Genomic DNA, 26,080 nt, shown 5'->3' on the forward strand with positions numbered 1-26,080 from the left:
GCAGTACCAGTGCGGAGTGGACTGGGGTCATGGGAGCCATCATCGCGCGTGGCGGAGGGCGGATAGGGCGGAGTAGAGGGTGGCGGTGGATGGGTGGGTGGGGGGTGTTGCGACTATTCGGCGGGATGACGCTGATTTTCATTTCACGGGCGCGTTGTGTGCTCGTCCGGGTGCGCTCCGCTGTGTCAGGATGCCGCCCATGACGACGCCTGAGGCCACCGAGGAACGGGATTCCGCCGTCCCCACGGCAGATCCCGCCGCGCCGCCCGGACCTCCGCCGGCGCCTTCGCCCGACCCGGCCGCACCAGATGACGGGCCGGGCGAAGGACCGGCGGGCGCCCGGGAAGACAAGGAGCCGGCCGGGTCGTCGATCGCGTTCACGTTGACGCTGGTCGTGCTGGTCGGGCTCGCGCTGTTCGGCCGGAAGATCTTCGCCGGGCTGTTCACCGACGACGGCGTACGGACCTGGGCGACCATGTTCGTCGGAGTCACCGTCCAGGCGATGCCCTTCCTCGTCCTCGGCGTACTCCTCTCCGCCGCCCTCACCGCGTTCGTCCCCGCGTCGTTCTTCGCCAAGGCGCTCCCCAAGCACCCAGCTCTCGCGGTACCGGTCGCCAGCATGTCCGGCGTCGTCCTCCCCGGCTGCGAATGCGCCTCCGTCCCGGTATCGGCCGCCCTCATGAACCGCGGCGTCACCCCAGCCGCGGCGATCGCCTTCCTCCTCTCCGCACCGGCGATCAACCCAGTAGTACTGGCGTCAACCGCCGTCGCCTTCCCCGGCCAGCCGAAGGTCGTCGTCGCAAGAGCGGTCACCTCACTCGCAGTCTCGATGATGCTCGGCTGGCTGTGGCTGCTCACCGGCAAAGGCAGCAGCTGGCTGAAGATGCCGAAGAACCGGCACGCCGAAGGCACCGGCAAGCTCGAGGTGTTCCGCTCCTCGATGCTGCACGACTTCCTGCACGCGGGCGGATTCCTGGTCGTCGGCGCAGCCGCCGCGGCGACGCTGAACGTCGTCGTACCGCGCCAATGGCTCGACCACGTCGCCAGCAACCTGCTTGTCTCCGTCGTGGTGCTCGGCCTGCTCGCCGTGCTGCTCGCGATCTGCTCCGAGGCCGACGCGTTCGTCGCCGCCAGCCTGACCCAGTTCTCGCTCACCGCGCGGCTGGCGTTCATGGTGGTCGGGCCGATCGTCGACGTGAAGCTGATCGCGTTGCAGACCGGGACGTTCGGGCCGAAGTTCGCCGCCCGATTCGCGCCGGCCACCTTCGTGGTCGCGATCCTGTCCAGTCTTCTCGTCGGGTGGTGGCTGCTGTGAGGCGCAATGTCGCGGGTCTGGTCGTCGTGTTCGTCGGTGCCGCGGTGGTGCAGCTCGCCACCTCGAACACCTATCTGCGGTACGTGAAGCCCGGCATGCGCTGGATGCTGCTCTCGGCCGGCGCCATCCTGATCGTGCTCGCCGTCGCGGACGTCCTCGCCGACACCCGCAAGAAGCCCGGGGATGCCCACGCCGATGACGGACACGGCCACGGGCACCTGCTGCCGCGAGCCGCCTGGCTGCTCGTAGTACCGATCTTCGCGCTGCTCGTCGTCGACCCGCCCGCGCTCGGCGCCGACGCGGCCCAGCGGCAGTCGCCGGTAGCGGCCAAACCGATCGCGCCGAAAGGCAACTCCTTCCTCGCGCAGAGCGCCGACAGCACGGCCCCGGTGCCGTTGGCGGTGCGGGACTACGCCGTCTGGGCCGTCTGGGAGAAGGAGAGCATGAAGGGCCGCAATTTCCAGCTCACCGGCTTCGTCACGCCCGGCAAGAACGGCACCTGGTACGTCTCCCGGATCGGCCTGACCTGCTGCGTCGCCGACGGAACCGCCTTCATGGTCGAGGCCCGCGGCCAGACCTCCCCGCCCAAGAACCAGTGGGTCACCGTGACCGGCCAATGGGCCGAGCCGACCAAGCGGGCGGACGGCGACGTCGCCGCGCTGACCATCACCGGAGTACAGAACGTCACGCCCCCGGCCAACCAGTACGAGTAGCTCCGCTCTGGACCGCCGACCTACTCGACGGCCTGGCGAAGAAACTACGAGAACGTCTTCTTCTGGGCGAGACCCCGAACCGCGACGGCTGCATCGATACCGGCTGCCTCAGCCGGAATCGGTTGCTGGGGTCAGCGGGCGGACGTCGGTGCATGCACAACCCCGCAGGGCAAGCGCTTCCCCCGGTGTGTCGGGTTGGTTCGCGGGAGTTGTGCATGCGTGGCGGCCCAAGGGGGTGAGGTGTCGCCCTAAGCAGCCGATTCGGCGAGTACTCGCTCGACAGCGTCCGCCTTGTCGCGCGTTCGCCGCCGTACGACCGTGCAGGCCATTCCGCCGATGATCAACAAGGCTGCGATCGCTTGCTGGAGGCCGACTCGTTCGCCACGGAGGAGCCAGGCTGCGGCCATGCCCACTACTGGGACGAGTAGGGAGAACGGCGCGACGGTGGTGGCGTCGTACTGGCGGAGGAGGTAGCCCCAGATGCCGAAGCCGAAGAGGGTGGAGGCGAAGGAGAGGTAGGCGAGGGCGCCAACTCCGGTGAGGTCGATGGTGCGCAGGGCTTCCAGGTCGTTGCCTGGGCCCTCGGTCAGCAGCGAGAGGGCGAGCAGGGGCAGGACGGCTACCGCGCTGACCCAGACCATGAAGCGCAAGGTGTCCTGGGGTTTTCCCAACCTGGTGGCGACGTTGGCGACACCCCAGCTCGCACCGGCAAGGATGACCAGGCCCAGGGCTCCGACCGGTGCCGCGAGTTGGTGGTCGACGAGGATGAGGGCGAGGCCGCAGCAGGCGATCGCGATGCCGGCCAGTTGGGCCGGGCGCGGGCGCTCGCGGAGTACGACGATTGCGAAGAGCAACGTGAAGACGACCTGGCACTGCAGGACCAGCGAGGCCAGCCCGGCCGGTACGCCGTGGTCCATCGCGATGAAGAGCAGACCGAACTTCGCCACCCCGAGCGCGAGGCCGACGGCGATCACGTACCGCCAGGCGACGCGGGGCGGGCCGAGCAGGAAGATCGCCGGTACCGCCGCGAAGAAGAACCGCAACGCGGAGAAGAACAATGGCGGGAAGCCTTCGAGGCCGACCTCGATGACGACGAAGTTGACGCCCCAGACCACCACGGCTGCGAGGGCGAGGAGGACGTGACGAGGATTCATGTCAGCAAGTCTGGGGTGGCGTACAGTTAAGGACCAGCGAAGTTTGCTACCGCTGACACTGTAGGAGTGCTACATGATCGATCTGGGTCGCCTGCGCGCGCTGCACGCCGTCGCGACGTACGGGTCGGTCGGCAGCGCCGCCGACGCCCTCGGCTACACCCCGTCGGCCGTCTCGCAGCAACTCGCCAAGCTGGAGCGCGAGACCCGTACGGTCCTGATCGAGAAGCGTGGTCGCGGCATCGTCCTCACCGACGCGGCCCTGCAACTCGCAGCCACCGCATCTAAGGTCCTCGAACTGGTGGAGAGCGCCGAGCTGACCCTGGAAGAGCAGCGCGGTCAGGCGATCGGCTCGCTGTCGATCGCCGCCTTCCCGACCGCCACGCGAGGCCTGCTGCCGGCCGTGCTGCCGAAGCTGATGGACGACAACCCCGCCCTCGACGTCACCGTGACCGAGACCGACCCGGTCGAGGCCGTCGCCGCCGTCGCCCGCGGCGAGCTCCACATCGCCATCGTGCACGACTGGCACAACACCCCACTGGCGATCCCCGACGAGCTCTCCAGGATCAAGCTCGGCACCGACCCCGCCGACGTCCTGGTCCCCGCCTCGCATCGGCTCGCGGGCAAGGAGTTCGTCCGCGCCGACGACCTCGTCGGCGAGCGCTGGATCTGCCAGCCGGCCGGCTCGATCTGCCACGAGTGGCTGGTCCGCACGATGCGCAAGGCCGGCGTCCAGCCCGAGGTCGCCTACTCCATCGCGGAGTACCAGACCCAGCTCGCAATGCTTGCCCGAGGCATCGGCATCGGCCTCCTCCCCCGCCTCGGCCGCGGCCCGTTGCCAGCGGGAGTGATCGCTCTTCCCCTCCAACCGGCACCGAGCCGCCGCCTGTACGCCGTCTGGCGCACCGCCACCGCCCGTCGACCCGCCATCGCCGTCACGCTCGCGGCTCTCAAGTCCGGCTGGGCCGCGCGCGACACGGCGTAACGCCAGTCCTCGAAACACCGCTTTTCGGTCCGTCCGGTGGGAGTCCAGTGGGTCACTGGTTCCATCTGGCGGGAATTAGTTCCGTCACTCTTCGCGACCGATTGACAGCGCCTCGCATCGGGGCTAACTTCCTCGGAAATCTATTAGGAAACTTTCCTAACAGCTAGCCGTACCCCTCTCGTCCCCGCCCCTGACGCAGTAGGAGGAACCATGAACCGCCCCCGATGGATCGCTGCGGTGGCGGGTCTCGCGCTCACCGCGACGGCCCTCATCACCACCAGCGCGACCGCCAGTACAACCGCCCCCATCCCGGCGCCAGTTGCAGCCACCCCGGTTTCGATCAACGGACAGTTGCATGTCTGCGGTACCAAGCTCTGCAACCAGTACAACAAGCCGATCCAGCTCCGTGGCATGAGCACGCACGGCATCCAGTGGTACGCCAACTGCATCAAGAAGGCGTCCCTCGACGCGCTCGCCACCGACTGGAACGCCGACATCCTGCGGATCTCGATGTACGTCGCGAAAGGCGAGGACGGCTACGAGACCGACCCGCGCAAGTTCACCGACCTGGTGCACGGCTACATCGAGGAGGCCACCAAGCGCGGGATGTACGCGCTGGTCGACTGGCACCAACTCACCCCCGGCGACCCGAACATCTACACCGCCAAGGCCAAGACGTTCTTCGCCGAGATCGCCGAGCGGCACAAGGACAAGAACAACATCATCTACGACATCGCCAACGAGCCGAACGGCGTCCCCTGGGCCAAGATCAAGTCGTACGCCGAGCAGGTGATCCCCACCATCCGCGCCAAGGACCCCGACGGCGTCGTCTTCGTCGGTACCGCCGGCTGGTCCTCGCTCGGCGTCTCCGACAGCCGGACCGAGGCCGACGTGATCAACAACCCGGTCAACGCCACGAACCTGATGTACACCTTCCACTTCTACGCCGCGTCGCACCATGACGAGTACTTCAACGCGCTCTCGCGGGCCGCGGACAAGATCCCGTTGTTCGTCACCGAGTTCGGCACCCAGAACTACGAGGGCGAGGGCGCCAACGACTTCGCCTACTCGCAGAAGTACCTGGACTTCCTGGCCAGCAAGAAGATCGGCTGGACCAACTGGAACTTCTCCGACGACGAGCGCTCCGGTGCTGTCTTCAAGGAAGGCACGTGCGCGGGCAACAACTTCACCGATACGTCGGTACTCAAGCAGGCCGGCGTCTGGATCCGCGACCGGATCCGCACCGCCGACGACTTCCCGACCGACGGAACCGATCCGACCGATCCCACCGAACCGACCGATCCCGCGACCACCATCAACGTCTCCACCGCGGCCCAACTGAAGACGGCCCTGACCGCCGCCAAGCCGGGCGACACCATCAAGCTTGCCGACGGCACCTATACCGGCAACTTCAAGACCACCCTCTCCGGTACCTCCTCGGCGCCGATCAAGCTCACCGGCTCGGCGAAGGCGATTCTGACCGCGAGCGGTGGCTACGGCCTGCACCTCAACGGCGCGAGCTACTGGCAGGTGTCGGGCATCACCGTCACCGGCGGCCAGAAGGGCATCATGATCGACAGCGCGACCCGCGTGCTGATCGACGGTGTCACCGTGCACGGCCTGGACATGGAGGGCGTGCACTTCCGCAACAGCAGCACCTACGGAACGATCAAGAACTCGTTGATCTACGACACCGGCAACGACGGCCGCGGGATGGGTGAGGGTGTGTACGTCGGCAGCGCCGGCGGCCTGGACGACAAGTCGGACAACGTCCAGATCCTCGACAACACGATCGGTCCGGACGTCGGCGGCGAGGCCGTCGACCTGAAGGAAGGCACCAAAGGCGGCCGGGTCGCGGGCAACAGCTTCGACGGCCGCGGGCTGACCGGCGCCAATTTCGACGACAGCTGGATCGATGTCAAGGGCAACGACTACGTGATCGAGAACAACACCGGCAAGAACACCACCAACAACGGCTTCGAGACCCACATGCAGCAGGACGGCTGGGGCTGCGGCACGGTCTTCCGCAACAACAAGTCCGACCTGACCGGCGCCACCGGAGCCGGTCGCTACGCCTTCAACATCACCAACTACGACGCCTCCACCTGCAAGGTCACCATCGACCGCTCCAACACCATCACCGGCGGCAAGGCCCTCACCAACCCGGGCATTCCCGTCAGCTGATCCGGACCGGTCGGTGGGCTTCACCAGGGCTCACCGGCCGGCCTCCGCAAGTCCACGCCCCGGTCGCTCCGCCCCGACGACCGGAGCGTGGATCAGCCGTCTACCAGAGTGTTGAGCTTGGCTTCGGACTCGTCGTCGACCGGGGTGTAGGTGGTCAGTCGCATTCCGGCCGCCTGGCTCACCCAGAGATTCACCGCCTCGACCCGCAGGAGGCCGACCTTCTCGTTGTCGATCACCTTGATCTTCGCGCTCGGCGCAGCCACGTCGTACCGCTGCCACAGCTCGGCGAACAGCGGCGAGTTCACCAGCAGCCGCTCGGTCAGATCCTGCCAGCTCGGTTCCCCCAGATGCGCCGCCGACGCGGCCCGGAACCCGGCGACCATGTGCTGCTCGATCGACTCGTGATCGATGAAGGCGCACCGCCACTCGTCCGACACGAAGGTCAGCCAGAGCAGGTTGCGCTCCTCGATCGGGATCTCGTTCATGTCGAGGATCACCTTGCAGTACGCCTCGTTGAACGCCAGGACGTCGTACCGCGAATTGAGCACCTGTGCCGGATACGGGGAGAGCTGGTCGAGCATCTTCTGCACGGACCCCGGGAGGGCTGAGCAGTCGCTCTTGCCCGGGCCGAGCGCGATACCCGCCAGGGTGTAGAGGTGGTTGCGCTCCAACCGGTCGAGCCGGAGGGTACGGGAGATCGCCTCGAGCACCTGGGCCGACACGTTGATGTCGCGACCCTGCTCCAGCCAGGTGTACCAAGTCACGCCGACGCCCGCCAACTGGGCGACCTCTTCGCGCCGCAGGCCCGGAGTACGGCGTCGTCCGCCGGGTACGAAGCCGACCTCGTCCGGCTGGATCCGCTCCCGCCGGCTGCGCAAGAACGCGGACAGCTCCCGCCGTCGCTCGTCCTTGTCGGTGACGACTGGCACACTGCTCAGCAGACTCACCTCCCCATGGTGCGGCCTCCGGCAGCCTGACGAAAGCCTGGTGCCGGGTGCTGCCAATACCAGGATAACCAGGCTCTCACCACCAGGCTCCTGGTGAGCACATGCTGGGTGTCATGACAGACCAGCTCCAAACCGCCCGGCTCACTTCACCTCAGCTCTCGAAGTCACCTCTCGGCCCGGTCGCCCTCACCACCTTGCTCTTCGGCGCCTTCCTGCCGATGCTCTCCTTCTTCATCATCAACGTCGCGCTGCCCGCGATCGGCTCGGACCTGCACGCGAACGCCGGTGAACTGCAGCTAGTCGTCGGTAGCTACGGCATCGCCAACGCCACCCTGCTCGTGGTCGGTGGCCGGCTCGGCGACGGCTTCGGCCGCAAGCGGCTGTTCCTGTTCGGCATCGTCGGTTTCACCGTGATGTCGCTGATCTGCGCGATCGCGCCGACCATCGGCGTACTGCTTGCCGCCCGCGTCCTGCAGGGTGCGGCCGCCGCGGCGATGACGCCGCAGGTGCTCGCCTCGATCAGCAGCCTGCTCACCGGCGAACACCGCGCTCGCGCGATGGCCATGTTCGGTGTGGCGGGTGGCTCGGCCGCCGCGCTCGGACAGATCCTCGGTGGTGCTCTGGTCGAGGCCAACGTGTTCGACCTCGGCTGGCGTGCGGTCTTCCTGGTCAACGTCCCGGTCGGCTTGATCGCGATCGTCGCCGCAGTGAAGCTCCTGCCCGAGACTCGCGCCGACAAGGCCCAGCGGGTCGACCTGGTCGGCGCCGGTCTCCTGGCTCTCGCACTGGTTCTACTGCTGCTCCCCCTGACCGAGGGCCGCCCACTGGGCTGGCCACTCTGGACCTGGCTCTCCCTCGCCGCCACGATCCCTGCGGTCGCTCTGCTCGGCGTACACCAGCACCGCTCCGAGAAGGCCGGTACTGCGCCCCTGATCCCGCCCTCGGTACTACGGCTGCGCCCGATGCAGATCGGATTGCTTCTGGCCGTAGGATTCTTCACCACCTTCGGCGGCTTCATGTTCGTCTTCGCGCTGGCCACCCAGGGCGAAGCTGGGATGTCCCCACTGGAAGGCGGTCTGAGCCTGCTGCCGATGTCGGTCGGCTTCCTGATCACCTCGATCTACGGACCGCGTCTGCAGCAGAAGTACGGAGCCGGCCTCATCCTGCGCGGCTGGATCGTGCAGTCAGTCGGGTACGCCGCTCTGGCTGTGGTTGCCCTCACCGTGTGGCCTGACGTGACGCCGTGGACGCTAGCGATCCCCATGCTGATCGCAGGGTTCGGCAGCGGTCTGGTGATGGTCCCGCTGATGGGTGTAGTCATCGGTCAGGTCCCGGCTGCCCAAGCTGGTCTCGGTAGCGGGATCCTGCTCACCAGTCAGCAGACCTGCCTCGCACTGGGTGCAGCAACGGTCGGTACGGCGTACCTGTCGCTGGCGGGCACGTCCTGGGGACAGGGTGGCGCATTGGCAGCAGTAGCCCTGGCCATCACCGCCATCTCGCTGCTGATGACACCGGTGACTCACCAGCTGCGGTCTAAGTAGTCCAGTGGGCTGGGCGAGTCACTGCCTTGGGAAGCTTGGTCTTGGAGTCACCCCGGGCGGCGTTGACCTGGGACTGGGTGAGGAACAGTGAGCCGGTGAGGTCGGCGCCTTCCAGCCTGGTGTCGCGGAGGTCGGCACCGATGAGGTCGGCTTGCCGCAGATCGGCCTCGCGGAGGTCAGCCGCGATCAGGTAGGCACCCCGGAGGTTGGCACTGTGCAGGTCCGCGCCGCGGAGTTTGGCCCCGAACAGGTCAGCTCCGCGGCGTTCCTTCTTCTTGCCGGGCTTGCCACGCACGAGGGCGCTGGTCTGCAACAGGAGTTCGTTGACCTTCGCGCGCTCGCCTTGGAGATCGACCTTGGTGACATCGGGTTGCAGCGTGAGCTTCTCGATCTGGTCGCTCGCGGCGCGCAGGTCGGGGTGGATTGCCTTGGTTTGCGGCAATTCGAGCGCCTCAGCCAGGTACCAGAGCAGTTCGTGCAGTTGGCGCATGATCGGCAGCGCCTCGAACAGCTTCTGGCCTGGTTGCTCACGCCAGCTGCTGCCGGCCTGCCGGGAGATCTTCTGGCCGGCGCCGAAGCAGTCGTACACCGTGCAGCCCTGGAAGCCTTTGGTCCTGAGCTTGCTGTGGATGCCGCAGCGGAAGTCCTGATCCAGGTTCGGGCAGGGCTCGCCAGCCGCCTTGTCGATCGCGAAGTCGGCCGACTTCGCGAAGGTCAGCGCGACGCAACAGAGGCCGTAGCAGCTACCGCAGTCCGCTCGGAGATCCGCCCTGAGCACTCGGTCAGTTCTGTTCGGCAGCCGTCTGGCCGGTCCGGCGCCAGCGGATGCCGGCCTCGATGAACTCGTCGATCTCACCGTCGAAGACGCCGCTGGTGTTGCCCGACTCGTACAGCGTCCGCAGGTCCTTGACCATCTGGTACGGGTGCAGCACGTAGGAGCGCATCTGGTCGCCCCACGAGCCCTGCACGTCACCGCGCAGCGAGTCGATCTCGGCCCGCTCCTCGGCCTTCTTCAGCGCGAGCAGCTTCGCCTTCAGGATCACCATCGCGGAGGCCTTGTTCTGCAGCTGGGACTTCTCGTTCTGGCAGGAGACCACGGTGCCGGTCGGGATGTGGGTGATCCGGACCGCCGAGTCGGTGGTGTTGACGCTTTGACCGCCGGGCCCGGACGACCGGTACACGTCGATCCGCAGCTCTTCGTCCGGTACGTCGATCTCGTCGGTCTGCTCCAGCACCGGGACCACCTCGACCGCGGCGAACGAGGTCTGCCGGCGGCCCTGGTTGTCGAACGGGGAGATCCGGACCAGCCGGTGGGTGCCCGTCTCGATGCTCAGCGTGCCGTAGGCGTAGGGGGCCTTGACGCCGAAGGTCGTGGACTTGAGGCCGGCCTCTTCGGCGTACGACGTGTCGTAGACCTCGGTCGGGTAGCCGTGCCGCTCGGCCCAGCGCAGGTACATCCGCTGCAGCATCTCGGCGAAGTCGGCCGCGTCGACGCCGCCGGCGCCCGAGCGGATGGTGACGAGCGCCTCGCGTTCGTCGTACTCGCCGGAGAGCAGGGTGCGGACCTCGAGCGACTGGATCGCCTTGGCCAGCGAGCCCATCTCCTTGTCGGCCTCGGCCAGCGTGTCCGCGTCGTTCTCGTCGCGGCCCATCTCGACCATGATCTCCAGGTCCTCGATCCGGCCGCGCAGCTTGACCACCCGGTCCAGGTCGGCCTCCAGCCGCGACAGCTTCGAGGTCACCTTCTGCGCGTTCGCCTGGTCGTTCCACAGATCGGGCGCGGCGACCTGCTCGCCGAGGTCGGCGATGTCGCGGCGCATGCCCTCCAGATCGAGAACTTTCTCGATCGAGGTCAGGGTCGCGTCGAGTTGCTTCAGGTCAGCATCGAAATCAGGTCCAGCCACAACCAAGCAGCGTACCCGGTCGGCGTCCCAGGCCGGGAATTCAGCCCCGCCACCCGTGCTTCAGCGCACCGAACACCACGTCGGCCGCCTCCTCCATGGCCTCCTCGTACCGCGCCACGTGACTGGCCTGGGGCTGCTCGGGCAAGACCCGGGCGAACTCCGCCTCCAGTACTTTCTGAGCCGCCTGGTACTGGGCCGCGATCACACGGGCGCCGAGCGGATCGAGCTGCGGATACCGGTCCTGGAGCGCCTGGACCATCAGGACCTCCATCTCCTCGGCGTTCTTCCGCCGTCGGGCCAGCAGCGCCGGGCTCTCCTCGATGGTTCGGGCGAAGGCCTTCCAGGTCACCAGGTGCTCCGACCGCAGCCGCATTCGCAACTCGTCCAGGTAGTACTGCTCGAGCACCTCGATCACGCCGGCACCAGGGTCGGCCTCCCGGATCGCCCGCACAGGCCCGAGCCACCAGGCGTCCTCGTCGAAGAGCAGATCCTCCTTCGTCGGGAAGTGGTTGAAGACGGTCTGGACGGCGACGTCGGCCGCCTTCGCCACCTCCGCGACGGTGACTTGATCGAATCCGCGCTCCATGAACAGCCCGGTCGCGACGTCCGAGATCAGCTGCCGCGTCTGCTGCTTCTTCCGCTCCCGCCGGCCGACCTCCTGGTTCTCCATGGACAGCAGCTTAGCGAGCATGCTTTACTTCCTCCATAGTTGTAGTCACTACAAGTTTGGAGCTACACCATGACAATCCTCGTCACCGGCGGCCGCGGCAAGATCGCCCGCGCAATCCACGCCGGCCTCGTCGCCGCCGGCCGCACCGTCCGCGTCGCCAGCCGCGAGCCCGCCGACCTGCCCGGCGCCATCGCCCTCAACACCGCCCACCCGGTCTCGCTCGCCAACGCCCTCGACGGCATCTCCCAGGTCTTCCTGTACTCCGACCCGTCGACCGCCGCGCTCTTCGTCGAGGCCGCCGAGAACGCCGGCGTCAAGCAGGTCGTCCTGCTCTCGTCGATGGCCTCGCAGGCCTCCAACGACGACGCAGCAGCCGATCCGCACGGTGAGGCCGAGCGCGTCATCACCGACGGCGCCTACGCGACGACTCGGTTGCAGCCCGGGACCTTCATGTCTAACGCGATCTACTGGTCGTACCAGGTCCGCGCCACCGGTCAGATCCGGCTGCCCTACTTGGACGCCGAGGAAGCGCCTATCCATGAACTGGACATCGCGGACGTCGCTTTGAAGGTGCTGCTCGACGGGCCTGGTGGCTCGCACGACGGTCGCGCGTATCCGCTGACCGGGCCCGAGTCGATGACGCGGCGGCACCAGATCGAGCTGATCACCGAGGTCACCGGCGTACCGATCGAAGCAGTCGATCTGACTCCCGAGCAGGCCTTCGTCGAGATGGCCAACACCATGCGCAATCCCGCGCAACTCGCGTCACTGATGGCGTACTGGGCATCGCGCGTCGGCAGCCCGCACCCGTTGGAGCCCAACGTCGAACTACTCACCGGCACACCTGCGCGCACCTTCGTCAGCTGGCTGCGAGACAACCCGGGCGTCTACAGCAACTGAGCGCGGCCGACGCCGACGCTCCTGCGGCAGCCGACGCGCTTGCGGCAGCCGACACCAACGGGCTTGCCGCAGCCGACAGGCTTGCCTTCAGGGCAGGATCGAGTCGATGTAGCCGCCGTCGACGCGGATTGCGCCACCTGTGGTCGCGGCGGCCTGGGTGGAGCTGAGGTAGACGATCATCTGGCCGATCTCGGCCGGCTCGATCAGACGCTGGGTGAGCGACTTGGGGTCGTCGAGCTCCTCGCTGGCTGGTCCACGCGTGGGGCCGGCCAGTACTGAATTCACTGTGACCCCGGTACCTGCGGCGGCCTTCGCGAAGCCGCGGGTCACTGCGAGCAGAGCGGTCTTGGTGACGCCGAGGTGCACCATGTGGAGCGGGGTGGCCACTGCTGCTTCGCTGGCGATGCTCATCACCCGGCCGAAGCCGCGCTCCATCATTCCCGGTAGGTAGTGGCGGATGAGTCGGACCGCTGAGAGGACGTTCACCTCGAAGTACCGGCGCCACTCGTCGTCATCGATCTCGAACACCGGCTTCGCACCATAGATCCCGAGGTTGTTGACGAGGATGTCTACCTCGGGAGTTGCTTTGAACAGCTCGCCTGCTCCACCTTCCGAGGCAAGATCGCCTGCAACCGCGGTCACCTCGGCATCCGGTACCTCCCGCCGAACCGCTTCCGCTGCATGCTCGGTCCTTTCCTCACTACGCCCGTTAACCACCACTGCTGCGCCGGAGCGGGCCAGCTCGGTGGCGATGGCGAGCCCGATCCCTTGAGTCGATCCGGAAACCAGTGCGCGGCGGCCGGTCAGGTCGAGGTTCATGAGGGCTGGCTGTGCGTAGTACCGGCGTACCGGCTAGGGGAGGATCGAGTCGATGTAGCCGCCGTCGACGCGGATGGCGCCGCCTGTGGTGGCCGAGGCCTGGGTGGAGCTGAGGTAGACGACCATGTTGCCGATCTCGGGCGGCTCGATCAGACGCTGGATCAGGGAGTACGGGCGGTGTTCCTTCATGAACTGGCGTTGCGCCTCGTCCCAGGGCAGGTCGTCGCCGACCAGTTCGCCGACGAACTCCTCGACACCGGGTGTGTGGGTGGGGCCGGCCATCACCGAGTTGACCGTGACGCCGGTGCCGGCGGCGGCCTTCGCGAAACCACGCGTCACGGCCAGCAGTGCGGTCTTCGTGACGCCGTAGTGGACCATCTCGAGCGGTGTCACCACGGCGGAGTCGCTGGCGATGTTCATCACCCGGCCGAAGCCGCGCTCCATCATGGTGGGCAGGTAGTGGCGGATCAGCCGGACGGCGCTCAGCACATTGACCTCGAAGTACCGGCGCCACTCGTCGTCGTCGATCTCCAGCACCGGCTTCGCGCCGAAGATGCCGAGGTTGTTGACGAGGATGTCGAGCTCGTCGACCTTCGCGAACAGCTCGTCGGCGCCAGCTCCTGACGCGAGATCGGCCGCGACCGCGGTCACCTCGGCGTCGGGTACTTCGCGCCGGATTTCCGCCGCGGCCTGCTCGGTCTTCTGCTGGCCACGCCCGTTGACCACCACCGAGGCGCCCGACCGCGCCAACTCGGTCGCGATCGCCAGCCCAATCCCTTGGCTGGACCCCGAAACCAGCGCCCGCCGCCCCGTCAGATCGATGTCCATAGCCCCACTGTGCCTTATCACCTGATCGGTACTACGGCCGCCGCGTCCGAAGCGATATCGGCCGACCCCTGCCATCCGGGCGGCTCGAACGGAAGATCAACCGTCGACGTCAAGGTCACCGTCACGGTGGTACCCGTGACGTCGGCCGACCAGTCCAACCCGTCGAAACGGTTGCCTGCGCCAACGGAATCCAGGTAGTCCGCGGTCAGCCGGCGCGCCTCGTCGGGGTCGAGTTCGGCGTTGCCTTCACCACTCGGCTGCGCGTAGATCGCCGCCAGACCGTTGGCGGCGGCCAGTACCGCGCCATCCGCGGTCGCGTCGAGATCCCGGCGTACCAGAAACACCTTCGAGATATCGGTGACGACCACGATCATCAGCAACACGATCGCGGTGAACCCGATGATGAGCACCGTCATCTGCCCGCGCTCGTCCCGCTGCCGCCGTGACTTCATCCGTCGCCCTTGGCTTCGCGATAATCCCCGAACGACTCGGTATGCGAAGCACTGATGTGAATCGCCGGCCGCTCCCCACCGAGCGCATCCGGAATCAACGGCAGCGGTACCTCCGTATCCAACTCGACGGTGACCGTCGACCCCGGCTGCAAACACGCCGGATCACAACTGATCTTGAGCTCCCCCGGGCTCAACTCCATCCCCTGATCCTTCATCGCAACCCTCGCGGCTTCGAACGCCCGCTCCCGGGCCTCATCCTCCGACAACCCAGCCGGCACGATCACAAACGCCCGACCCGCCGCCCGAGTAGCAGCAGTAGCCCCATACGAAGCCCGCTGCACATCGAAAACCCCCAACATCACATAAATCAACGGCACCAACAGCAACAAAGCCAACCAAGAAAACTCCACCACAGCATTCCCCCGCTCCCCCCACCCAGCCACCCCGCCCCGCCCACCCAGCCCAGCCGCCCCGCCGCGCTCCGCTCCCCGACCTCGCCGAGCCCACTCCCACCGCCCACCCCACCCAGCCCACTCACCCAACCCAGCCCACCCACCACGTCCAACTTGCCCAGCCACCCCGCCACGCTCCGCCCGCCGACCTCGCCGAGCCCACCCGCCTTGGCTAGCCCGCTCGCCTTGCCCAGCCCACCCGCCTTGGCCAGCCCGCTCACCGCGTCCGGCTTGCTCACCGCGCCCTTCTGGCAAGAGTTCGCCTGGCGGAGCGGACAGGTCCGCCGACGCACGCATAAGCGCCCCCGGCAAGCGCCTACCTCGGCGTGTCGGCCTGCTCGGTGAGAGTTGTGCGTGCGTGGCGGCCCACCGGCGTCGGGTTGGCGTGGCGGTCCACGGGGATTGGGTTTGCGTGGCGGTCCACCGGGGCTGGGTTGGCGTAACCGTCCGGGCGGGTTGGGTTTGCGTGACCGTATGGGTGGGCTGGCGGGTCATTCGCCGGTCTCCTTGACCGCGTGGCCTTCGACGGTGAACGAGATGCCAGGTCCCCACAACCCGAGCGGCGGCATGTGCGCCTTGACCACGACCAGTACGCCGGGTTGCCCATCGACATCGGTCGCCTGCCCCTCGACCGAGTCGATCAACTCGTTGCGAACAACCCCGTCGATCAACTCCCGAGTTCGAGCCTCCCCGTCCCCCGGCTCCCGATTGATCACCGACGCGTAGTGCGCCCCCTCGGACGCCGCCGCCGTGATCGTGTTCCGCACATACAAGAACAACCCCACCTGCAGCACCCCCAAAAACAACGGCACCACAAGCATCGAAACCATCACAAACTCCACCACCGCAGCCCCCCGCTCCCCCCGCTGCACCGGGCCGCGCACAGCTCCCCGCCCACTCCCCTCACCCCGTCCCGAGGCAGGGAGCACAGCATCCCGCTCCCCCAATCGCGAAGCACGCAGCACCCCGCCCCACTCACCCAGTCGCAGAGCGCGAAGTACAGCCCCCCGCAAAATCCGCCCCGAGGCACGGGGCACAGCACCCCAGCCGCTCCATTCGCCCCATCGCGACGCACCGAACACAGCGCCCCGATCACCCCACCCCAACGCACGGAGCACAGCACACCAGCCACTCCAGTCGCCCCATCGCGACGCACCGAACACAGCGCCCCGATCACCCCACCCCAACGCACGGAGCACAGCACACCAGCCACTCCAGTCGCCCCATCGCGACGCACGGAACACAGCGCCCTGGTCGCCCCGTCCCGAGGCACGGAGTACAGCACCCCGGGCACTCCAGTCGCCCCGCCGCGACGTACGGAGCGCGGCGTGCCGGTCATCCCGTTGCGGGGCGCGGGGTGCAGCACTCCGGCGCTCGTCGCGTGGGAAGCGGGCGGGCCGGGTCCGCACCTCCGCCGCAGCTGGGCGGGTCGGAGCAGCGCCCCGGTCATTCCGTCGCGGGGCACCCCGAAGTACCGCCGGGACCTTGGGTAGGTGGAGCGGATGGAAGTGGTGGGGTTGGGTCACTTGTTGGAGACGGAGTCCAGGGCTTTGCCTAGCATGTCGGCGAGTTTGGGGCCGGCGATCGCCCAGATCGCCACGACGAGGCCTGCCGTCATCACGGTGATCAGGACCCAGCCGGGGACGTCGCCGCGTTCCTTCGCGGCCGGTCTGGGCTTCATCACCAGCGTCAGGAACAGTCTGGTCATCAACAGGGACATGGCATCTCCTCAATTCATCCGGCGATCAGCCGGATCCCGACGGCGCCTGGGTAGAAGGCGAAGGCAATGGTCACCGGGAGCACGAGAAACACCACCGGAATCATCATGGCGACCTCCCGGCGGGCGCCCGACTCGATCAGCTCCCGGCGGCTGGCTTCGCGGATGTCACCCGCCTGAGCTCGCAGTACGTCGGCCAGCGGCGTCCCGCGCTCGAGCGCGACCGCCAGCCCATCAGCAAACCGCGACAGCGCCAGCAACCCGCTGCGATCCGCCAACGCATCGAGCGCCCGCACCAACGGATCACCCGCTCGCGTCTCGGCGAGAACTCGTTGCAGCTCATCGGCCAGCTCACCACGACACGACCGCGCAACCCGGTCCAGCGCGGCCGCAGGACCTTCGCCTGCAGCAACGGACAAGGCCAGCAACTCGGCGACGGTCGGCAACTCGGCCAGCAACCGGCGCTCGCGACGGCGCACCTGGCTGGTCAGGTACGTATCGCGGGACAGCACCCCGATGATCGCCAGGAAGCAACACAGGACCAGCAGCCCGATCGGATTCCCGATGCCCAACGACAACGAAACAAGGGCGATCAGCAACCCCACCCCGAACCCAGCGGCGCCCCACAACACCTGCTCGATCCGGAATTCCTCAACAGTACGGTCGATCCCGGCCCGCCCCAGCCGCCGCCGAATCGACGCGGCCCCACCCAGAATCCGCTCCAGCCGCCCTGCCCCGGCCCGCAACGACGGCCCGAACAGCCGCACGATCGCATAGAACGGCGACCCAGAATCCACCACTCCCCGGAACACGTCGGACCCACCGAGATCCCGCAGATACGGCCCGATCCGGTCATCGACAGACGGCTTCCGCAAGAACGGCAACCGCCGCACCACCAACAACAGCCCACCACCGAGCAAGCCACCCAGAAAAGCCCCCAGCACCATCGGACTCATCGCAGCAGCTCCCCACCGAACGTCGGCCGAAGAAAGGCGAGGTGGGGCGCCAGAGTCCACGCAGAACCCGTCGACCGGGTCGGGACGAAGGTGGCCTGGGCCGTCGCAGCCGACGCACCAGCCAGCGAGCGGGCCCGAAAGAACATGGCCTGGGCCGTCGCAGCCGACGCACCAGCCAGCGGGCGGGCGCGAGGGAAGGTGGCGTGGGGTGTTGGAGTCATCGCAGCACCCGTTCTGGTTCTGGTAGGCGGCCGATGCGGAGCATCAGGCGGTAGGCGAAGACGCAGACGACGGCGCCGATGCCGATGATCAGGGCGCCTACCGGGGAGTTGTAGCGCTGGATTACGTCGCCTTGGAAGGAGAGCATGGCCAGGACCAACCAGGGGGCGGCGACTGCTACCCGGGCGCCGTTGACTGACCAGGATTGTCTGGCCTCCAGTTCGGATCTGGTGCGGGCGTCGTCGCGGAGGAAGCTCGAGAGGGAACGGAGCAGGCGGCCGAGGTCGCCACCGCCGACCTCGCGGGCGATCCGCAGTGCTTCGATCACGCGGTCGCCGACTGGGTCGGCCAAGCGAGCCTTCAACCGGTCAAGGGAATCCGCGAAGCGGCCAGTCGACGCATAGTCCGAACCGAACCGCCGGAACGGCTCCCGCAGCGGCAACGGCCCCCGCTCGCCCACCTGGGCCAGCGCCTCGGACAACGACAGACCAGCCCGTACTGCGGACGCGATGTTGTCGACCACATCAGGCCACAGCTCGCGGAACTCCGCCAACCGCCTGCGCGCCCGTCCCTTCAGCAATGCGACCGGCGCCCCACCCGCCATCACGCCGAACACCAGCCCGATCGGCAACGCAGCCGAGACGAGGAACATCAACAGAAACGCGACAAACCCCGTGATCACACAGGCCCCGATGAACGCGGCCGGCGTCACGCCCTCGACCCCGGCGGCAGCCAGCAGATCCCGGCTGCGAGTCACCAGACGGCCATCCGTACTGACCTTGGCCTCACGCGGCGCGACGAACGTCCAGATGATCAGCAGTACGCCGATACCGAAGAAGAGACCGAGCAGGAGCCCCATCAGCTCAACCCTCCCGGCAACTCGGTGAGGAGCCCGGCCGGCGAGTACCCACGCTGCAGGAAGCGCTCGGGATGCGGCAACTGCCCTTCAGCCCGCCGCAACTGCCCGTCGACCGTGGCGAACAGGTTCTCCGTCTCGATCGCCTGCCCCTCGATCCGCCCGCTGACCGCAAGGATCTCGCGCACCCGGCGCTGACCGTCATGACTGATCCCGAGGTGAACCACCAGGTCGACGCACCCCGCGACGGTCGGCAGTACGAACCGGGAGCCGATGTTCTCCCCCGCCAGCAGCGGCAGCGTGCACATCTTGGTCAGCGCCTCGCGAGCCGAGTTGGCGTGAATCGTGCACATGCCAGGAAGCCCACTGTTCAAAGCGAGCAGCAGGTCGAGGCACTCCTCGCCGCGGACCTCACCGACGATCACCCGCGAGGGCCGCATCCGCAGCGACTCCTTGACCAGGTCGCGCAACCGGACCTCGCCGGTCCCCTCGAGACCTGCCTGCCGGGTCTGCATCGAGACCCAGTCCGGGATCGGCAGCTTGATCTCGAAGACCTCTTCGCAGCTGATCACCCGCTCGCTGCCGGGGATCGAACCGGACAAGGCGTTCAGCATCGTCGTCTTGCCCGCCTGCGTCCCACCCGAGACGAGGATGTTGAGACCGCACGCGACGGCCGCGTCGAGCACCGCGGCGGCGTGCTGGGTCAGCGAGCCGAGCGCGACCAGATCGGCCAACCGGGTCGCCCGGACGGTGAACTTGCGGATGTTGATCGCCGCGTAGCGCTGGGTGATACCGCCGAGCACGATGTGAACCCGGCTGCCGTCGGGCAGCCGCGCGTCGGTGAACGGCTGGGAGACGTCGATCCGCCGGCCGGTCGTCTTCAGCATCCGCTCGACCAGGTCGCTGACCTCCTCCTCGGTCAGCACCGTGGTGGTCAGCTCGTGCCGGCCCTCACGCGCGATGAACACCCGGCTCGGCTCGTTGATCCAGATCTCCTCGACCGCCGGGTCGTCGAGATAGCGCTGCAGCGGGCCGAAGCCGGCCACCCGGTCGTGCACCTCGCGGCTGACCGCTTCGAGGTCGCCGATCGGCGGCACGATCCCGGTCAGGCTGCGCTCGTCGTACTCCTTGACGACCGTCGCGACGATCGCGTTCACCGCGCCGGGGTTGCGCAGCGGGTCGATGCCCTCGCGCCGGACCAGGTCGCGGACCTGGGCGTCGATCAGCTCGACCGCGTCGCCGCCGACGTACCGGCGCGGGGCAAGTCTGTCGGCTGTCATCGTCTCCCCGTGAGCGTCTCGGACGGCGACCCGAGCGGTCACCCTGAGCGACATCCTTTCAACCCTGGGCCGACCGGCGCCACCCGGTCCCGACCGCCTGTGGATAACCGTGCCACGACACAGGCTCACAGAACGTATCGGTCGCCTCACCCCAAGTCCACCGAGTTGCACGTTGTTGCACCCAGGCGCGGGGCGGCGGACCTCTTGGCGGGGAGACTCGGGTGGGTGTAACGCCGGTGGCAGGACGGGGCGTCGTACAGGTGAGACCACGACGGAGAGGCCGGGATGAGATCTACGACGGACGACTTCGAGGAGTTCGCCAGAGCGCGAACGCCACAGTTGTATCGGACGGCTTGGTTGCTGACCGGGGACCGGCACCACGCCGAGGATCTGGTCCAGGAGACGCTGGCGAAGATGTTCCGGGCCTGGCGGGGCCTGCAGCGGATCGACAACCCGCCGGCCTACGCCCAGACAGTGCTGGCCAGGACCTTCATCTCGCAACGGCGCCGGCGCAGCTGGAGCGAGCAGCCGGTGTCCTCGATGCCCGAGCGGGCCGACCGGCCGGGTGATCCGGCGTTGCGGATCTCGCTGCAGAACGCGCTGGCCGAACTGGCCCCTCTCGACCGTGCGGTGCTGGTGCTGCGGTTCTTCGAAGATCGCAGCGTCGAACAGGTCGCGCTGGATCTCGGCAAGAACGCCGGTGCGATCAGGACCAGAACGTCCAGAGCCCTGGACCGGCTGCGCGCCGTCCTGGGCGCGGACGCCGACCACCTGATCGCTCTCTGAGAAGAAGGACCCCGATGAAGAACCTGAACGACACCCTGCCCGAGCTGATGCGCCGGGCCACCGAGAACCTCGAACCCGAGTCCACCGACCTGGTCGAACGCGGCATGGCCCGCGGCCTCACCCTGCGCCGCCGCCGCACCGCCCTGTTCACCGCCACCGGTGCCACGGCGGTGCTGGCCACAGCCGCCGTCATCGTCGGCGGCAACCAGCTCTTCGCCAAGGACACTCCAGCACCCGCCGCCAGTACGCCGACCAAGCAGTCGACCAAGATCACCAAGGTGGCAGCGAAGCCGGCCACCATGAAGGAGACCCAGGCGACGCTGACCAAGCTGCTGCCCGCGCGTCTCAAGGTCGCCAAGGCCCAGGTCTGGGACGACGGCGGGGGCTACCAGGCCTCACTGATCGTCAACGACGGCAAGGGCTTGTCGCTGCTCGGCCTGGCGATCAGACCACCGTTCGGGCAGAGCCAGGGCTGCTCGGACCAGAAGCCCGGTACTTGCGCCCCCCGCGCGGACGGCTCCGTGCTCACGGTCGTGAAGGAAGAGGTCGACGAGCGGACTCCCGGTGTCCTCACCAACCGCATCTACCTCATCCGCCCCGGCGGCGAGACGATCGCCCTGTCGAGCCTCAACGGCCCCACCGTGACTCGCAACGGCGCCGTCACGGTCGAGAAGTCTCGCCCCAAGCCCCCGCTGACCACGGCCGAACTGGTCAAGATCGCGGACAGCGACACCTGGCGCTTCCCGCCGAAGCCGGTGGAGTCAAACACCCCGGAGAAGCCCCAGCCGCCGAGCCCCGGGGTGAGCAAGCCGCCGGTACCGGTGCAGCAGACCCTTCAGACGCTCAGAGCCGTACTGCCGAAGGGCCTTCAGGTCACCCAGCCGCAGACGCGGGGTGGCACTCCGGAGGATTACAACGCAGCGTCCGTAATCGTCGACGACGGCAAGGGCAAGTCCTATGTCGAGGCGTTCGTCACCTACGAGGTGCCGACGGTCAAGAAGTGCGGAGTAGAGGGAGCACCGAACCACTGCAAGGTCCTGCCAGGTGGCGGTGTGGCCGGCTGGGACAAGAACTCCCCTGAGTACAGCGACGCCCGGCAGAACAAGGAGGGCGTACTGGGGAACACGGCCGTGATCCGCTACCCGGACGGCCGCTACATCAGCATCACCAGCTACAACGCGATTGCGGAGAAGGGGTTCAAGCACACCCGGCCCAAGCCGGCCATCAGCGTCGAGAAGCTGCTGGACATGGCAGGCGATAAGGACTGGAAGTTCCCCGGCACCAAGAAGTAAAGGCTCTCTCGTCCGCCGCCGGCCCTCTGAGGGGTGGGTCAGCGGTGGACGAGGGTGTGCTCGAAGGCGTAGCGGGAGGCGCGGAACAGGTGTGAGCCGTACTCCACCGCGCGACCGTGGTCGTCGTAGGTGATCCGTGTGGTCGCCAGCAGCGGGCAGCCCGGCTCTTCCATCAGGAGCCGGGCTTGCTCTGCAGTAGCGGGTTGAGCCGAGATGGTCTGGTGCGCCACCTTCAGGCGAACCCCCTCGGCCCGCAGCAGCTCATAGAGTCCGCGCTCGGCCAATGTGTTCGGGTCGGTGTCGAGCATCTCCGGGGGCAGCCAGTTGCGCATCAGGGCCAGTGGCTCGCCGTCGGCGCGACGGAGCCGCTCCAGGCGCAGTACGCGATCGCCCTGCTCGCATTGGAGGGCAGCGGCGACGTCTGGGGTCGCCGGGGCGATACCGAAGCGCAGTACCTCCGTCTGGGGCTTGCGATGCGCAGCGGCCAGGTCGTCGTACAGGCTGGTCAGTTCGAGGCTGCGGCGGACCTGGCCCGAGTTGCCGACGACCTGGGTGCCGACACCGCGCTTGCGGACCAGCAGGCCCTGGTCGACCAGCCGGGCGATCGCCTGGCGGACGGTGGGGCGGCTGAGGCCGTACGCCTCCGCGAGGTCCACCTCGTTGCTGAGCCGGGAACCGACCGGAAGGTCACCGCCCTGGATCGCCGCTTCGAGCTGCTGCGCGAGTTGTACGTGAAGCGGGGTGCGGCTGGTGCGATCTACGCTGACCTGGACGGTGCTCATGGGCACATCTTGGAGGGTCGGGGGCGCACCGTCGAGTCGAAGCATCGATTTGATCAGATCTCTTCCAATCTCGTGCCGGCGAGGAGAGCGCGGGAAAGCCTCATCCGAGCTCGTCGAGCTGGACGGGACGCCGTTCCTCGTGCGACTTCATCGCAGCCAGCGCGACCCGCAACGCGTTGCGGGCGTCCTCGCCGGTGACGGGCGGGGCCGAGCCGGTCCGGATCGCGTCGGCGAACTGCGACATCTCCGCGACGTACGCGTCGGTGAACATCTCCTCGTCGCTGCGCAGCGTCTGCTGGCTGATCCCGTGCTCGCCGTAGTGCAGCATCGGAGTGTTCGCGTGCCGCCCGGCCGTCACCATCCCCTTCGACCCGAACACCTCCCCGCGCACGTCGTACCCGTACAGCGCCGAGAAGTTCGCCTCCGCCGTCGCGATCGCGCCGTTGTCGAAGCTGAGCATCACCGCGGCCGTGTCGATCAGCCCGGTCTCCTTGTACTGCGGGGCGACCAGCGCATCGGCCCGTGTGTACACCTCGACCGGCCGGCCGCCCGGGTTGAGCCAGAGCAACGTGTCGAAGTCGTGGATCAGCGTCTCGCGGAAGATCGTCCACGGCTTGATCCCGGCCGCATGCGTCATCCCGGCCGGCCAGCCGGGATCGCGGGTGACCGAGCGCATCAGCTGCGGCGTACCGATCTCGCCGTTGACGACCGCGGCGTGCGCGGCCGCGAAGTCGCTGGCGAAGCGCCGGTTGAAGCCGACCTGGAAGACCACACCCGCTTGCTTCGTCGCCGCGATCGCGCGGTCCATCTCGGCCAGCTCGAGCGAGGCCGGCTTCTCGCAGAAGATCGCCTTGCCTGCCTCGGCCGCGCGGACGACCAGCTCGCTGTGCACCTTCGCGATCGAGGTGATCGCGACCGCGTCGATCTCGGGATCCTTCAGCACGTCGTCGATGTCCGGGTACGCCCGGGCGTCGTACTTCGCCGCGAGGCTCTCGGCCACGTCGACCCGCGGGTCCACCACCGCGGCCAGCTCGGCGGCCGGCACCCGGCGCGCGACGTTGCCCGCATGCATGGTGCCGATCCGGCCGGCGCCGATCAACGCGATCCGGATGACTTGCAGCCCATGGTCGGTACGCATGTGGTCGATCTCCTCATGACGTGTGGTGTTCCCCGTTGTGACGAGCAACTACTAGTAGTAGCAACATCTACTAGAGCGCTCTAGTCACGAGCTAGCGAACACTGCTTTGATGGGCCCGTCAAGAGTTCTGCGGCGTAATCGTTTTCGTACCAGCTGGAGGTGATTCCTTGTCCCGCGCCACGATGGAGGACGTCGCCCGGCTGGCCGGGGTCTCGCGAGCACTCGTCTCGATCGTGTACCGCGACGCGCCCGGCGCCAGTGACGCGACCAGGGCACGCGTGCTGGCCGCAGGGAAGGAGCTCGGCTACCGGCCCGACCACCGCGCCCGGCTGCTCGGCCGCACCAGGACCCGGTTGCTCGGCGTGACGTTCGACGTACGGGCTCCCTTCCACGGCGACCTGGTCGAGGCCCTGTACTCCGCTGCGGAAGCCGCCGGCTACGACCTCACGCTCAGCGCCGTCGCCCCGTCGCGTGCCGAGCCCCGCGCCGTGCAGTCCTTGCTGGACTACCGTTGCGAGGCATTGATCCTCCTCGGCCCACAGCTCTCGCCATCCGCCCTGTCGGCCCTGGCCGAGTCACAGCCCGTCATCGCGATCGGCCGCAACGTCCGCGCGGCCGGCGTCGACGTAGTACGGACTGATGACGTCGCCGGTTCACGGCTGGCCGTGGAACACCTGCTGTCGTTGGGCCATACGAGCATCCTGCACATCGACGGCGGCAAGACGCCGGGCGCGACAGAGCGGCGTACCGGCTATCGCAAGGCCATTCGCCATGCCGGCTTCGAGCCGCATGTCCAGCCCGGCGGCCGCACCGAGGCCGACGGAGCCGACGCCGCCAAGACCTTCCTCAACGAGCCGCCACCCGTCACCGCCGTCACCCTCTTCAACGACCGCGCAGCGATGGGCTTCCTGGACACCATCCGCCAGTCCCCCTTGGAGATCCCCGCAGATCTCTCGGTGGTCGGCTACGACAACACCGCCATCGCCGCCTCCTCCCACCTCAATCTCACCACCGTTGCGCAAAACACCACAGCACTGGCTACCCAGACCATCACCACCGCGCACGCCCGGCTGACCGGCACTCCGCCGACCAGCCCAGTGGTGATCCCCCCGACCCTGGTCCCCCGCTGCACTACTGCGCCACCGCGCTAGGTAGGGAGGTTGTGCGGGGTGATCGGGTAGATGTTGGAGGGAAGGGAGTGCGGGGCGTCCGGGAGAAGGTGGTGGGCCTGGAGAAGGGCGTGGCAGCTGCGGCGGAGGTCTGCGGGGAGGTCGTGGTGCAGGACGAGCGATAGGGCGCCACTGCGGAGTAGTGCCCGGTTGTCGGGGTCCAGGTCGTGGCCTATGAAGCAGCGGTAGGGGCGGTTCAAGTCGCTGAAGGCGTTGACGATGGCCTGGTTGCCGCCGCCGATCGAGTAGACGGCGTTGATGGCGGGGTCTGCAGTGAGGGCCTTGAGAGTGAGCGAGTGGGTGGTGGCGTCCAGACCGTCGGTGTTGCTGAGCTCGACGATCGAGCGGCCGGGGGCCAGCCGGCGGAGGGTGGTACGGAAGCCCATCTCGCGTTCCTCCTCACCACGGAAGGTGTCCCGGCTCAGGGTGACCAGAACGTTGCCGGGGGCATCGCCGAGCCATTGGGAGACCAGGTACGCCGCAGTAGCCCCGGCCGCTCGATTGTCGATCCCGACGTAGGCCACCCGACGGCTCGTCGGAAGGTCGGTCACCAACGTCACCACCGGAATCCCGGCCGCGACCAGGCGATCGACCGCCTCGACGACCTCCGGCTCGTCCGGCGCCTTGAGGATGACGCCTTGCGAGCCGCGCCGGCGTACCAGGTCCAGCGTCTCGACCATCGCGGGCGCCGACGCCGTCTCATCTAAGGCGAACCGGGCGCGGATGACGGCCGGCCGCAGACCTGGCAGCTCACCCTCCAGGGCCGCCCTGACCGCACCAGTGAAGCGCGCGGGCGCCTGCATGACGAGGTCAACCACCAGCGTGCGACCGCCGAGACGCAGCTGGTCCTGTTGCCGCTCCAGCTCCCGCACCGCCCGGTGGACCTGACGCTGCGCGCGCGTGCTCACCCCGGCCCGGCCGTTCAGCACCCGGTCGACCGTGGTCTCGCTCAGCCCGGCCTGCACCGCGATGTCGCGGACGCGAAACGCACGGCTCATTCGGGCTCCCCGGATGACGGGTTTTT

The 26,080-nt window shown here is 67.9% G+C and carries 28 protein-coding genes; 9 read left to right on the plus strand and 19 right to left on the minus strand.

Features of this window, described 5'->3' with window-relative positions; genetic code table 11:
- The first annotated feature begins 199 nt into the window (after positions 1-199).
- Both ABD768_RS37520 and ABD768_RS37525 read left to right on the plus strand, forming a co-directional pair.
- Positions 200-1,315: a permease gene (locus ABD768_RS37520; protein ID WP_344848918.1), complete on the plus strand. Its 1,116-nt coding sequence runs from the start codon at positions 200-202 to the stop codon at positions 1,313-1,315.
- Positions 1,312-2,028 (plus strand): TIGR03943 family putative permease subunit, encoded by a 717-nt coding sequence (locus tag ABD768_RS37525; RefSeq protein WP_344848919.1) that lies wholly within the window; start codon positions 1,312-1,314, stop codon positions 2,026-2,028. Before ABD768_RS37520 ends, ABD768_RS37525 begins: the two co-directional genes overlap by 4 nt.
- 248 nt (positions 2,029-2,276) lie before the next feature.
- Here ABD768_RS37525 and ABD768_RS37530 read toward each other — a convergent pair whose 3' ends face one another.
- Entirely contained in the window at positions 2,277-3,182 is a 906-nt protein-coding gene (locus ABD768_RS37530) for an EamA family transporter (RefSeq protein WP_343980111.1), read from the minus strand.
- Positions 3,183-3,255: 73 nt separating this feature from the next.
- Here ABD768_RS37530 and ABD768_RS37535 point away from each other — a divergent pair, with 73 nt between their 5' ends.
- On the plus strand, positions 3,256-4,164 hold the full coding sequence (locus tag ABD768_RS37535; RefSeq protein WP_344848921.1) for a LysR family transcriptional regulator: 909 nt from the start codon (positions 3,256-3,258) through the stop codon (positions 4,162-4,164).
- 210 nt (positions 4,165-4,374) lie between these two features.
- A complete protein-coding gene (locus tag ABD768_RS37540; protein WP_344848923.1) occupies positions 4,375-6,348 on the plus strand; it encodes a cellulase family glycosylhydrolase in 1,974 nt (657 codons plus the stop codon).
- A 92-nt stretch (positions 6,349-6,440) separates the two neighbouring features.
- On the opposite strand, the gene ABD768_RS37545 is transcribed toward ABD768_RS37540, so the two are convergent.
- On the minus strand, positions 6,441-7,295 hold the full coding sequence (locus ABD768_RS37545; RefSeq protein ID WP_344848925.1) for a helix-turn-helix transcriptional regulator: 855 nt from the start codon (positions 7,293-7,295) through the stop codon (positions 6,441-6,443).
- A gap of 113 nt (positions 7,296-7,408) precedes the next feature.
- Here ABD768_RS37545 and ABD768_RS37550 point away from each other — a divergent pair, with 113 nt between their 5' ends.
- On the plus strand, positions 7,409-8,836 hold the full coding sequence (locus ABD768_RS37550) for an MFS transporter (RefSeq protein ID WP_343980100.1): 1,428 nt from the start codon (positions 7,409-7,411) through the stop codon (positions 8,834-8,836).
- Here the strand turns inward: ABD768_RS37550 and ABD768_RS37555 are convergent.
- Genes ABD768_RS37555 through ABD768_RS37565 form a run of 3 tightly spaced genes read right to left on the minus strand, consistent with a single transcriptional unit; the run spans position 8,829 to position 11,431 of the window.
- On the minus strand, positions 8,829-9,614 hold the full coding sequence (locus tag ABD768_RS37555) for a pentapeptide repeat-containing protein (protein ID WP_344848927.1): 786 nt from the start codon (positions 9,612-9,614) through the stop codon (positions 8,829-8,831). The genes ABD768_RS37550 and ABD768_RS37555 overlap by 8 nt on opposite strands.
- 4 nt (positions 9,615-9,618) lie before the next feature.
- Positions 9,619-10,740, minus strand: coding sequence for a peptide chain release factor 2 (prfB, locus tag ABD768_RS37560; protein ID WP_343980093.1), 1,122 nt, complete (start codon positions 10,738-10,740; stop codon positions 9,619-9,621).
- A 40-nt stretch (positions 10,741-10,780) separates the two neighbouring features.
- Positions 10,781-11,431, minus strand: coding sequence for a TetR/AcrR family transcriptional regulator (locus ABD768_RS37565; protein ID WP_343980090.1), 651 nt, complete (start codon positions 11,429-11,431; stop codon positions 10,781-10,783).
- A gap of 48 nt (positions 11,432-11,479) precedes the next feature.
- On the opposite strand from ABD768_RS37565, the gene ABD768_RS37570 reads away from it, so the two are divergent.
- On the plus strand, positions 11,480-12,310 hold the full coding sequence (locus ABD768_RS37570) for an NAD(P)H-binding protein (protein WP_344848929.1): 831 nt from the start codon (positions 11,480-11,482) through the stop codon (positions 12,308-12,310).
- 87 nt (positions 12,311-12,397) lie between these two features.
- Here ABD768_RS37570 and ABD768_RS37575 read toward each other — a convergent pair whose 3' ends face one another.
- From ABD768_RS37575 to ABD768_RS37625, 11 genes are all read right to left on the minus strand, one after another.
- Entirely contained in the window at positions 12,398-13,129 is a 732-nt protein-coding gene (locus ABD768_RS37575; protein WP_344848931.1) for an SDR family NAD(P)-dependent oxidoreductase, read from the minus strand.
- A 33-nt stretch (positions 13,130-13,162) separates the two neighbouring features.
- Positions 13,163-13,957: an SDR family NAD(P)-dependent oxidoreductase gene (locus ABD768_RS37580; RefSeq protein ID WP_344848933.1), complete on the minus strand. Its 795-nt coding sequence runs from the start codon at positions 13,955-13,957 to the stop codon at positions 13,163-13,165.
- A gap of 17 nt (positions 13,958-13,974) precedes the next feature.
- The gene (locus ABD768_RS37585; RefSeq protein WP_343980078.1) at positions 13,975-14,409 is read right to left on the minus strand and encodes a Tad domain-containing protein; all 435 of its coding nucleotides are present in this window, start codon (positions 14,407-14,409) and stop codon (positions 13,975-13,977) included.
- A complete protein-coding gene (locus ABD768_RS37590; protein ID WP_343980717.1) occupies positions 14,406-14,819 on the minus strand; it encodes a hypothetical protein in 414 nt (137 codons plus the stop codon). The genes ABD768_RS37585 and ABD768_RS37590 overlap by 4 nt, the downstream gene beginning before the upstream one ends.
- Positions 14,777-15,100, minus strand: a complete 324-nt coding sequence (locus ABD768_RS37595) for a hypothetical protein (protein ID WP_344848936.1) — start codon at positions 15,098-15,100, stop codon at positions 14,777-14,779. Before ABD768_RS37595 ends, ABD768_RS37590 begins: the two co-directional genes overlap by 43 nt.
- A 252-nt stretch (positions 15,101-15,352) precedes the next feature.
- Positions 15,353-15,745, minus strand: a complete 393-nt coding sequence (locus tag ABD768_RS37600) for a TadE/TadG family type IV pilus assembly protein (RefSeq protein ID WP_425558471.1) — start codon at positions 15,743-15,745, stop codon at positions 15,353-15,355.
- A gap of 638 nt (positions 15,746-16,383) precedes the next feature.
- Positions 16,384-16,581 (minus strand): hypothetical protein, encoded by a 198-nt coding sequence (locus tag ABD768_RS37605; RefSeq protein WP_344848940.1) that lies wholly within the window; start codon positions 16,579-16,581, stop codon positions 16,384-16,386.
- Between the two features lie 14 nt (positions 16,582-16,595).
- Positions 16,596-17,534 (minus strand): type II secretion system F family protein, encoded by a 939-nt coding sequence (locus tag ABD768_RS37610; protein ID WP_343984201.1) that lies wholly within the window; start codon positions 17,532-17,534, stop codon positions 16,596-16,598.
- On the minus strand, positions 17,531-17,755 hold the full coding sequence (locus ABD768_RS37615) for a hypothetical protein (RefSeq protein WP_344848943.1): 225 nt from the start codon (positions 17,753-17,755) through the stop codon (positions 17,531-17,533). The genes ABD768_RS37610 and ABD768_RS37615 overlap by 4 nt, the downstream gene beginning before the upstream one ends.
- Positions 17,752-18,612 (minus strand): type II secretion system F family protein, encoded by an 861-nt coding sequence (locus ABD768_RS37620; protein ID WP_343984205.1) that lies wholly within the window; start codon positions 18,610-18,612, stop codon positions 17,752-17,754. The genes ABD768_RS37615 and ABD768_RS37620 overlap by 4 nt, the downstream gene beginning before the upstream one ends.
- Positions 18,612-19,889 (minus strand): TadA family conjugal transfer-associated ATPase, encoded by a 1,278-nt coding sequence (locus ABD768_RS37625; protein WP_343984207.1) that lies wholly within the window; start codon positions 19,887-19,889, stop codon positions 18,612-18,614. Before ABD768_RS37625 ends, ABD768_RS37620 begins: the two co-directional genes overlap by 1 nt.
- Before the next feature lie 285 nt (positions 19,890-20,174).
- Here ABD768_RS37625 and ABD768_RS37630 point away from each other — a divergent pair, with 285 nt between their 5' ends.
- Positions 20,175-20,675 carry a SigE family RNA polymerase sigma factor gene (locus tag ABD768_RS37630; RefSeq protein WP_343984209.1) on the plus strand — a complete coding sequence of 167 codons (501 nt, stop codon included), beginning with the start codon at positions 20,175-20,177 and terminating at the stop codon, positions 20,673-20,675.
- 14 nt (positions 20,676-20,689) lie between these two features.
- Entirely contained in the window at positions 20,690-21,967 is a 1,278-nt protein-coding gene (locus ABD768_RS37635) for a hypothetical protein (protein ID WP_344848946.1), read from the plus strand.
- Positions 21,968-22,005: 38 nt separating this feature from the next.
- Here the strand turns inward: ABD768_RS37635 and ABD768_RS37640 are convergent, their stop codons facing one another.
- Together ABD768_RS37640 and ABD768_RS37645 are read right to left on the minus strand one after the other, a co-directional pair.
- Positions 22,006-22,749, minus strand: coding sequence for a GntR family transcriptional regulator (locus tag ABD768_RS37640; protein WP_343984213.1), 744 nt, complete (start codon positions 22,747-22,749; stop codon positions 22,006-22,008).
- A 100-nt stretch (positions 22,750-22,849) separates the two neighbouring features.
- Positions 22,850-23,887, minus strand: coding sequence for a Gfo/Idh/MocA family oxidoreductase (locus tag ABD768_RS37645; protein ID WP_343984215.1), 1,038 nt, complete (start codon positions 23,885-23,887; stop codon positions 22,850-22,852).
- A gap of 167 nt (positions 23,888-24,054) precedes the next feature.
- Between ABD768_RS37645 and ABD768_RS37650 the strand changes: the two genes are divergently transcribed.
- Positions 24,055-25,038: a LacI family DNA-binding transcriptional regulator gene (locus ABD768_RS37650; RefSeq protein ID WP_344848949.1), complete on the plus strand. Its 984-nt coding sequence runs from the start codon at positions 24,055-24,057 to the stop codon at positions 25,036-25,038.
- Here the strand turns inward: ABD768_RS37650 and ABD768_RS37655 are convergent.
- Positions 25,035-26,054, minus strand: a complete 1,020-nt coding sequence (locus ABD768_RS37655; protein WP_344848951.1) for a LacI family DNA-binding transcriptional regulator — start codon at positions 26,052-26,054, stop codon at positions 25,035-25,037. The two genes, ABD768_RS37650 and ABD768_RS37655, sit on opposite strands and share 4 nt — an antisense overlap.
- Positions 26,055-26,080 lie beyond the last annotated feature (26 nt).

Origin of the sequence: Kribbella ginsengisoli (assembly GCF_039537185.1) — a bacterium.
GTDB classification, from domain to species: domain Bacteria; phylum Actinomycetota; class Actinomycetes; order Propionibacteriales; family Kribbellaceae; genus Kribbella; species Kribbella koreensis.